Below are 8,562 nucleotides of genomic sequence, written 5' to 3'. Positions count from 1 at the left end.
TGGGCCAAATTTATTTAATGTTTAACTAGTCCCTATTTTTTATGGGACACTAATGGTTGCGCATATATTTAAATCGCCAGTTACAGTTATTAGATAGAAAAACGCAGATTGCGGAAATACGAACTTCGCTTTCAGATTTTAGTTTAAAATGGACTGGCTCGAAATCTGAAGCAATAGAATGGGGATATGGATTGTTTGCTGCAAAATCCTTGAATTATGGAAATGCTACGATAAAAGAAATTATGGCGTTTATCGAAGCAGCATTTGGCATTGAACTGGGAGATTACTACCGAACCTATTTAAGCCTTAAAAATCGAAAGAAAGACAGAACTGCTTTTTTCACATTCATAGTAGAGCAACTGCAAAAGCGTATGGATGATGATAATCTGTAGATAAGATATTTAGCCAATTAGAAAACTACCATGTTATTACCAACTTGGTAGTTTTCCTTTTTATACAGATTAGCAATATGAATAGGACTAAAATATGTAATTTCCCTCTAAAATTCACTCCAAAAGACATTGAAAGAATTTCAACCAAGTTGATATAATCTTGTATTTTTTATCTTAAAGAAAGATGCAATTTTGCGGCAAATCAATTAGTTATCATTTATGGAAATAATAACATTCGAGTCCAAAGCCTATAAAGAACTGGACAACAAGATTACCGCTATTGCCGATTACATCTTCAACCATGCGGAAACGGCAAGGCAAAGCGAGGAAGACATGTGGGTGGACAGCTACGAGGTCTGCACGTTCCTGAAAATAAGCGAAAAGACCCTGCAACGCCTGCGGGTGTCGGGGACTATCGCCTATTCCAACATCAGGGGACGCTACTTCTACAAGGTCAGCGAGATACGCCGGATGCTGGAAGAACGCCTGATAAGGAGCAACAAGGAGAACATCGACAACCTGATAACCAACCACCAGTTGTATGCTAAGGAAAGAGGAAATCTTAGAAAGAACAAGTAACGGGCTGGCGGTGTTCAAACACTACCTGCCCGGTAACTGGCGCATAGGTCGCAACTTTCTTAACCCGCTGTACGAGGACAGCAAGGCTTCCTGCAACATCTATTTCGACCGCCGGGGCGGTATCTACAAGATGAAAGACTTCGGCAACGACAGTTACAGCGGTGACTGTTTCTTCCTCGTGGGGCAGTTAAAGGGGCTGGACTGCAATAGGGCGGCAGACTTCGTGGAGATACTGGAAATCATCGACCGGGATTTGGGCTTGGGGCTGGCTTCCAGCACTCCGGTTTCCATTCCCTCGGCAACCGTCCGCCGGGCAGTGCCGGACAAACCCGAAGAAAAGCCCGTCAAGCCCTACCAGTTCCGGGAACAAAAGTTCCCGCTTGCCGAACTGGTGTACTGGCAACAGTATGGCATCACGCCCGAACTGTTGGAACATTACAAGGTCTGTTCGCTCCGGGAATACAACAGCGAAACGGCAGAGGGCAAGCCGTACACCTACACTTCATCGGTGGCAGAACCCATGTACGGCTACAAGGGCAAACAGCACATCAAGCTGTACCGCCCGTTCTCCACGCCCCGTTTCCTCTATGGCGGTAGCTTCGGCGAAAACTACTGTTTCGGACTGGAGCAACTGCCAGCCAAAGGTGACACGCTATTCATCACGGGCGGCGAGAAAGACGTGCTTTCACTGGCGGCGCACGGTTTTCATGCTATCTGCTTCAACAGCGAAACGGTGACTATCCCGCCTACGCTGGTTTATCGGCTAACATTCCGTTTCAAACACATCATCCTGCTTTTCGATATGGATAAAACGGGCAAGGAAAGCTCACGCAAGCAGGAAAAACTATTGGAAGAATTTGGAGTGAAACGCCTGCTGCTGCCGCTTCCGGGAACGAAAGAGGAAAAGGACATATCCGACTACTTTAAAGCCGGGAACACCCGTGAAGATTTCCTGAAACTGTTTATCGAATTTTTAGACAACCTGTATAGCGACACATTGATTATGCTAAAATCATGCGAGATAGATTTCAACAACCCGCCCGCCAAAGCGCAAGAGATTATTTCGGCGGGTGACGTTCCGCTGGGGACACAAGGCAACCTGTTCGGTATCACCGGAGGCGAGGGAACGGGCAAGAGCAATTATGTAGCCGCAATTGTAGCGGGCTGCATCTGTCCGGCTGGTGCGGAAGTAGATACGCTGGGCGTACAGATAACCGCCAACGGCAGGCACAAGGCGGTTTTGCTCTATGATACCGAACAGTCGGAAGTACAACTGTTCAAGAATGTAAGCAACCTGCTGATACGCGCCAAACAGCCGGATAAACCCGATGAGCTGAAAGCATTCTGTCTGACGGGTATGTCACGTAAGGAACGTTTACACGCCATAGTACAAAGCATGGATAAATTCTATTACCAGTACGGTGGCATCCAGTTGGTCGTCATCGACGGCATCGCAGACCTTGTAAAGAGTGCCAACGATGAAGCGGAAAGCGTGGCGGTGATAGATGAACTTTATCGGCTGGCGGGTATCTATAACACCTGTATTCTTTGTGTGCTGCACTTCGTTCCGAACGGCTTGAAGTTACGGGGACATTTGGGTAGTGAGTTGCAGCGTAAGGCGGCTACAATCCTTTCGATAGAGAAAGACGAAGAACCCGCCCAGTCGGTGGTAAAAGCTTTGAAAGTAAGGGACGGTAGCCCGTTGGACGTTCCTTTGATGCTCTTTGCATGGGACAAGGAAGCGGGGATGCACGTGTACAAAGGGGAGAAAACCCGTGAGGAAAAGGAGAAGCGTAAGGAAAGGGAACTGGTGAATGTCGCACGTGACATCTTCGGTCGGCAGACACGCATCACCTATATAGACCTTTGCGAGCAGTTGCAGCAGGTCTTGGACATCAAGGAACGTACTGCAAAGAGTTATATTCGATTCATGCGGGAAAGGGACATCATCGCCAAAGACACGGCAAACCAAAGTTTCTTTGTTATAGGTTCATATAATCTTCAATAGAACATAACAAACCATAAACGTATGGACGAAACTTGTGTGGTTCATGTGCTTGTGTCCTGCCATGTTGTGATAACACGGCAGGATTTCTATTATTTGCAAGGTTATTCCAGTGATTTTTACTACTTTTGCAAAAGTAACATAAGAAAATAACGGCGATTGAACAGCTTCGGCTGTGATTTCGTCTTTATATATAACATATACGTTCGCCGAACGTCCCAATGCGAAAACTGGCACTTTTCAAAACGAGGGGATATTCAGCGCAGGATATGCTATGTTTTATCATAGCGTGGTCTTGCCTGTTCCTCGTTTGGGTATTGCCAGTACCTCGCATTGAAGCAGTGTAAGAGCCACGCTTCTTTTTGGGGGTATTGGCGGGCAGTTATCAAAGATTATTAACTGTTAAAACCAATATTTATGGGGCAGATAAAATCATTTATAGCACTATCTCTTGACGGTTTTATTGCGTCTGTCGATGGAGAATTGGATTGGATTCCACAAAGCGTAAGGGCGATACCTAAAAGTTTATTCGAAAATGCTTCTTGCTTATTACTCGGTGCTAATACATACAATTATCTTTTTGAGCATTTAGATGGGCAGGTTTATAAAACAAAGCCTATTTATGTCGTTTCACATTCCGATTATAATATACTCCCCAATAGCAATATTTCATTTCTTACTGAAAAGCCATTGGATGCAATAAGAAGATTGAAGCAGCACCATGAAATATTAGTCATAGGAAGTGCTAAATTATTAACGGAATTAATTCAATTAGAATTATTGGATGAAATAACTATTTGCCATATTCCGGTTTTTGTAGGAAAAGGAATAGGCTTTATCGGAGAAACATTTGGTTCTTATTGGCAGTTAGTAAAATGTCAATCAAATAAGGGCGCAATATTTGCGACCTACAACTATAAGAAAAAGCAGGATGATTAACTATCCTGCTTTTTCTTTATTGATTCCAGTTTATTACGATGTTTCAAGATTTCATCGGAATGTTCCAATGCCCATTGAATAATTCCATCTAAAGGCAGCATAAGACTTTCACCAAGTGGTGTAAGGCTATACTCTACTTTAGGAGGTATTTCGGGGTATAATTTACGATTTACCAACATATCCGCTTCTAATTTTTTCAATGCTGTAGTCAGCATCTTTTGAGATATGTTAGGAACATTGCGCATTAATTCATTAAAACGCATTGTCCCATTTTTTTGCAATAAGACCAGTATTCTTAAAGACCATTTATCACCAAAACGGTCTATAATGCCACACGCTGGACATACCGCTTCTCTATAATGATTTTCTTCCATATTTTTTTATCTTTAAATAATTGTCAATCAACAAGAGTTACCTTGTGGTAAGCATCTTACCTTTATGTAAGTTCTTTTTTTATACTAAGTAACTTTATATCTTTGTTTGCGCAAAAGTAACTAAATATATTGGAAATACAAAATTTGGTGTGATTATAAAATGGATAAATCAATGGAATTAAAAAGAATGCAATTTACTGGTTCTGTTTGGAGACCGCTTTACGAAGCAAATTCACTATTGCTTCAAGCCACTATAGGATGTTCACATCATAGGTGTAAATTCTGTAGTTTGTATAAAGACACGCAGTTTAGAGTTGCTTCCCGTGAGGAAGTTGAAAGGAATTTAGAAATAGCCCAGCTATATCAACCAAAAGCACGAAGAGTATTTTTAACTGGTGCAAATCCGTTTGTATTTAGCTTTGAAAAACTGAAAATACTTGCCACTTTAATAAAGATATATCTTCCGGAAGTGCAAAATATCGGCTGTTTCGCTCGAATTAGCGATATAAAACAAAAGACAATAGAGCAATTGATGGAATTACGTCAATTAGGATATGACCGGATTTCTATCGGGACAGAAAGTGGAGATGATATTACGCTGTCACAAATGAATAAAGGGTATTCTGTTATGGATATTGTTGAACAATGTCGAAAATTGGAGAATGCTGGTATTGAATATAATTTCACGTATTTGATTGGGCTTGCAGGAAAGGGGCAAGGGGAGCGCAATGCTATTAATACGGCTGATACTTTTAGTTTGTTGCATCCGTATATTATCAATGTACTTTCTTTAACCGTATTTCCCGATACAGTTCTTTATGAGGAAATAGGAACGGGGACATTTGTTGAAGCATCGGAATATGAACGGATAGAAGAAATGGAAATATTTATTGAACGATTCCAACCGTCTAATTGTGTTCATCTTTTAGCAAACACTGTATCTAACCCCATACCTTTTATTGGAGTTCTACCCAAAGAAAGAGAACGGATATTAAAAGAAATACAGTCCATTAAAAATAATTTTAGGGAAGAGGATTTAAGAGATTATCGTAAACGCATAAAATCGTTATAATGGCAAAATTAGAAACAAAAATAAGTGGTATTGATTTTAAAAATCCTGTAACAGTTGCATCGGGAACTTTTGGATATGGAACAGAGTTTTCAGATTTCTTTGATGTGTATTTATTAGGAGGAATATTTGTAAAAGGAACAACGCTATATGCGCAAGAGGGTAATCCGTACCCTCGAATGGCGGAAACTCCATCAGGAATGTTGAATGCTGTTGGGCTTCAAAATAAAGGTGTAGATTATTTTGTGAATAATATATATCCAACAATAAAAGACATAGATACAAATATGATTGTAAATGTTGGAGGAACGACCATCGAATCTTATGTAAAATGTGCCGAAACAGTAGCCACATTAGATAAAATTCCGGCAATAGAGTTAAATATAAGTTGTCCGAATGTAAAACATGGAGGTATGGAGTTTGGAGTAACAACTAAAGGTGCAGCATCCGTTGTTGGTGCAGTCAGACAGGTTTACAATAAGCCGTTGATTGTTAAGCTATCCCCAAATGTAACAAATATTGCAGATATTGCTAAAGCAGTAGAAGATGCAGGGGCAGACGCTATTTCTATGATAAATACAATTATGGGGATGGCTATAGACATAAATTCTCGTAAACCTATCTTATCTACCGTAACTGGTGGGTTGTCCGGCTCTTGCATCAAACCTGTTGCATTACGAATGGTTTGGCAAACATATAAGGTTGTTAAAGTTCCGATTATAGGTTTAGGTGGAATATCATCATGGCAGGATGCTATAGAATTTTTCCTTGCTGGTGCTACCGCTATTCAAATAGGGACATATAATTTTATAGACCCGACTATAAGCCTAAAAGTAATAAACGGCATCAATTCATATCTTGACGAAAATGGTTTTTCTGATATACAGGATTTGACAGGTGCATTAGATAGGATTTAAGCCAAAATCTTAGTGCAAGGTGCAAGTATATATTTATATATATAGCTTGCACCTTGCACTAACCGCAGAATATTTATATTCAATGATTTGCATATTTCAAAAGAAAGTCATATCTTTGAACCCGAAAGTTAGGCAGACAAACAGCGGTCAAAGTCGGACAGGCTTAACGGTTGAAAATCGTTACTGTTTCGTTACCTATTTGAAATTTTGAAAGCAAAGTAGCTGAAATATAAGCGGTTAGAGCTATGGGTTCAAAAACCTGTCTCTCCGCTGAACTTACTGGACAGAAATGGTCAGTAAGCGGACAAAAAGCTACAAATCAATGATTTGTGGCTTTTTTTATTGCCCGAAAGTCCGGCTTCCAAGACTTCAAAAGTACGGTAAAAGACAAAGTTTCGTTACTATATTGAGCATCGCTGATGCAAAAATGTAACAATCTGCGTGACTTGCTGAACATCACGTGTAAACTTCCTAATTCCTCCCATCGCTACCAAGTGGCAAAACAGCAGAATATAGCGGATATGTGCAGACTTTCCGTTACGAATACGTTACCTGTTTATGCAAAAAAGGACATTCACATTTTTGGTAATACAACATTGTCAGACAGCGGTTTGACAGATTCAGAGAGGTTCTTTGCAAACAATGGGTTAAAATAGTTATCCGACGGTTTTTCCTGCACTCGTCCGCACCGTTCTGCAAACGGATGATTGGCTCTGTACAATATAATTTTGTGAACAAAAAAAGAGCTGATTATGGATGAATTGAAAGTAACATTCTACCTCAAGAAAAATGAGGAAAGAGCCGACGGGACGATGCCCATATTGGGACGAATCCGTATCGGCAAGTCAATGGTGCAGTTCAGCACCAAGGTGTATGCCATACCTGAACTGTGGGATGTCAAATCCGGCAGGGCTGTGGGTAAGAGCAAGCCCACCACCGCCGTGAACAGGGAACTGGACAGGATAAGCGTGGATATCCGTTCCGCCTGCAAGAACTTGCTGGCGAAAAAGGAAAACGTGTCGGCAATGGAAGTGAAGAATGCCTTTCAGGGCATATCCTCCGAACAGGAAACACTAATCTCCCTTTATGAAAAATGCAACGACAGCTTCTACAAGAAGGTCGGTATAAGCCGCAAGATGGCAACCTACAAGCAGTATTGCGTGGCATTGAACCACCTGAAGGACTTCCTCCGGCAGAGATACAACGTGAGGGACTTGCCGTTCCAATCCGTCAATCCGGCTTTCGTATCCGCATACGACCTGTACCTGCGCACCGACCTCAAAATCGGACGTTCCACCATAACAAGGATGATGGGCTATCTGCACCGTGTACTTAAATCTGCCATCAATGGCGGACACCTCCGGCAAGACCCTTTTGTCGGCTATACGTTTGACTATGTTCCCATCGTCCCAAAATTCCTGTCTGAAAAGGAGCTGAAACGGATGATAGCCACACCTCTGCCCAAATCCAACCTCAACCTCGTGCGTGACGTGTTCCTCTTTTCTGCTTTTACCGGAATCTCGTTCAGCGACCTCCGCAACCTGACAGAAAGGAATCTCGCACAGGCAGAGGACGGGACATGGTGGATTCATAGCGCACGGCAGAAAACAGGCACTCCATTTCATGTGCCGTTACTGGAACTTCCGCTGGAACTCATTGAGAAATATCGGGGCATCGCCAAAAACGGCAGGCTGTTTCCGATGTACAGTTGCAGCAAGACAAACATCTACCTGAAAAGGATAGCGGAAGCATGCGGAATCAGACGTCGGGTCACATTCCACCAAGCCCGGCACACCTTCGGAACCCTGTTGATTTCCGCTGGCATTTCGATAGAGAGCATCGCCAAGATGATGGGACATACAAATATCACCAGTTCCCAAGTCTATGCCAAAATCACAGATGACAAGATTTCCAAGGACATGGACAAGCTAATGGAACGCAGGAAGATACAATCTACCGGCGAAAAGCCAGACAGCAATAAGTAAACAGTATCAATTCAATACATTATGGACAGAGGAATAATAACAATCAGTGAAACGGGTGTAGTCATTATGCCGACAGTACCCGTGTGGATGACACAATTCGAGATAGCCGACCTGTTCGGGATGTTCTCATGCGATATCCGCAAGGCGATTCATACCATTTACAAGAATAAGGAACTGAACGAATTTGACACGATAAAGTATGTCAGGCAACCGGATGGTATCAGTTATGATGTCTATAACATTGAAGTGATTATAGCCGTTGCATTCAGGATATGCAGTAAAGAGAGTGTCTTGTTCAGACG

At 42.1% G+C, this 8,562-nt stretch carries 9 protein-coding genes; 8 read left to right on the top strand and 1 reads right to left on the bottom strand.

The features are described 5' to 3' along the window. Positions 1–56: 56 nt before the first annotated feature. The 4 genes from E5355_RS18515 to E5355_RS18500 all read left to right on the top strand — a co-directional run bounded on the left by E5355_RS18515 (position 57) and on the right by E5355_RS18500 (position 3,915). Positions 57–392, top strand: coding sequence for an RteC domain-containing protein (locus E5355_RS18515; protein ID WP_246867001.1), 336 nt, complete (start codon positions 57–59; stop codon positions 390–392). Positions 393–611: 219 nt separating this feature from the next. Continuing rightward, positions 612–971 (top strand): helix-turn-helix domain-containing protein, encoded by a 360-nt coding sequence (locus tag E5355_RS18510; RefSeq protein WP_135959769.1) that lies wholly within the window; start codon positions 612–614, stop codon positions 969–971. Next, entirely contained in the window at positions 934–2,979 is a 2,046-nt protein-coding gene (locus E5355_RS18505; RefSeq protein WP_136011490.1) for a bifunctional DNA primase/helicase, read from the top strand. Before E5355_RS18510 ends, E5355_RS18505 begins: the two co-directional genes overlap by 38 nt. A gap of 414 nt (positions 2,980–3,393) precedes the next feature. Next, a complete protein-coding gene (locus E5355_RS18500) occupies positions 3,394–3,915 on the top strand; it encodes a dihydrofolate reductase family protein (protein ID WP_032560974.1) in 522 nt (173 codons plus the stop codon). Here E5355_RS18500 and E5355_RS18495 read toward each other — a convergent pair. Beyond that, a complete protein-coding gene (locus E5355_RS18495; protein ID WP_135959767.1) occupies positions 3,912–4,289 on the bottom strand; it encodes a winged helix-turn-helix transcriptional regulator in 378 nt (125 codons plus the stop codon). The genes E5355_RS18500 and E5355_RS18495 overlap by 4 nt on opposite strands. Positions 4,290–4,461: 172 nt before the next feature. On the opposite strand from E5355_RS18495, the gene E5355_RS18490 reads away from it, so the two are divergent. From E5355_RS18490 to E5355_RS18470, 4 genes are all read left to right on the top strand, one after another. After that, a complete protein-coding gene (locus E5355_RS18490) occupies positions 4,462–5,361 on the top strand; it encodes a radical SAM protein (protein ID WP_136011489.1) in 900 nt (299 codons plus the stop codon). Next, positions 5,361–6,275: a dihydroorotate dehydrogenase gene (locus E5355_RS18485; protein WP_136011488.1), complete on the top strand. Its 915-nt coding sequence runs from the start codon at positions 5,361–5,363 to the stop codon at positions 6,273–6,275. Before E5355_RS18490 ends, E5355_RS18485 begins: the two co-directional genes overlap by 1 nt. 752 nt (positions 6,276–7,027) lie before the next feature. Then, positions 7,028–8,260, top strand: a complete 1,233-nt coding sequence (locus E5355_RS18475) for a site-specific integrase (RefSeq protein ID WP_136011487.1) — start codon at positions 7,028–7,030, stop codon at positions 8,258–8,260. A gap of 21 nt (positions 8,261–8,281) precedes the next feature. Then, a partial coding sequence (locus tag E5355_RS18470) for a hypothetical protein (RefSeq protein ID WP_136011486.1) occupies positions 8,282–8,562 on the top strand: 281 nt, incomplete at its 3' end.

This window comes from Bacteroides muris (ex Afrizal et al. 2022), from assembly GCF_004793475.1.
In the GTDB taxonomy this organism is placed as follows: Bacteria; Bacteroidota; Bacteroidia; order Bacteroidales; family Bacteroidaceae; genus Bacteroides; species Bacteroides muris.
The sequence above is the reverse complement of the archived record's forward strand: the minus strand, read 5'-3'. Positions and strand labels throughout refer to the sequence as shown.

What these genes read in the sequence shown, in the direction of transcription:
- E5355_RS18485 (WP_136011488.1), top strand. Translation starts at nt 5,361, where the DNA reads ATGGCAAAATTAGAAACAAAAATAAGTGGTATTGATTTTAAAAATCCT.
- E5355_RS18475 (WP_136011487.1), top strand. Translation starts at nt 7,028, where the DNA reads ATGGATGAATTGAAAGTAACATTCTACCTCAAGAAAAATGAGGAAAGA.
- E5355_RS18505 (WP_136011490.1), top strand. Translation starts at nt 934, where the DNA reads ATGCTAAGGAAAGAGGAAATCTTAGAAAGAACAAGTAACGGGCTGGCG.
- E5355_RS18510 (WP_135959769.1), top strand. Translation starts at nt 612, where the DNA reads ATGGAAATAATAACATTCGAGTCCAAAGCCTATAAAGAACTGGACAAC.
- E5355_RS18490 (WP_136011489.1), top strand. Translation starts at nt 4,462, where the DNA reads ATGGAATTAAAAAGAATGCAATTTACTGGTTCTGTTTGGAGACCGCTT.
- E5355_RS18495 (WP_135959767.1), bottom strand. Translation starts at nt 4,289, where the DNA reads ATGGAAGAAAATCATTATAGAGAAGCGGTATGTCCAGCGTGTGGCATT.
- E5355_RS18500 (WP_032560974.1), top strand. Translation starts at nt 3,394, where the DNA reads ATGGGGCAGATAAAATCATTTATAGCACTATCTCTTGACGGTTTTATT.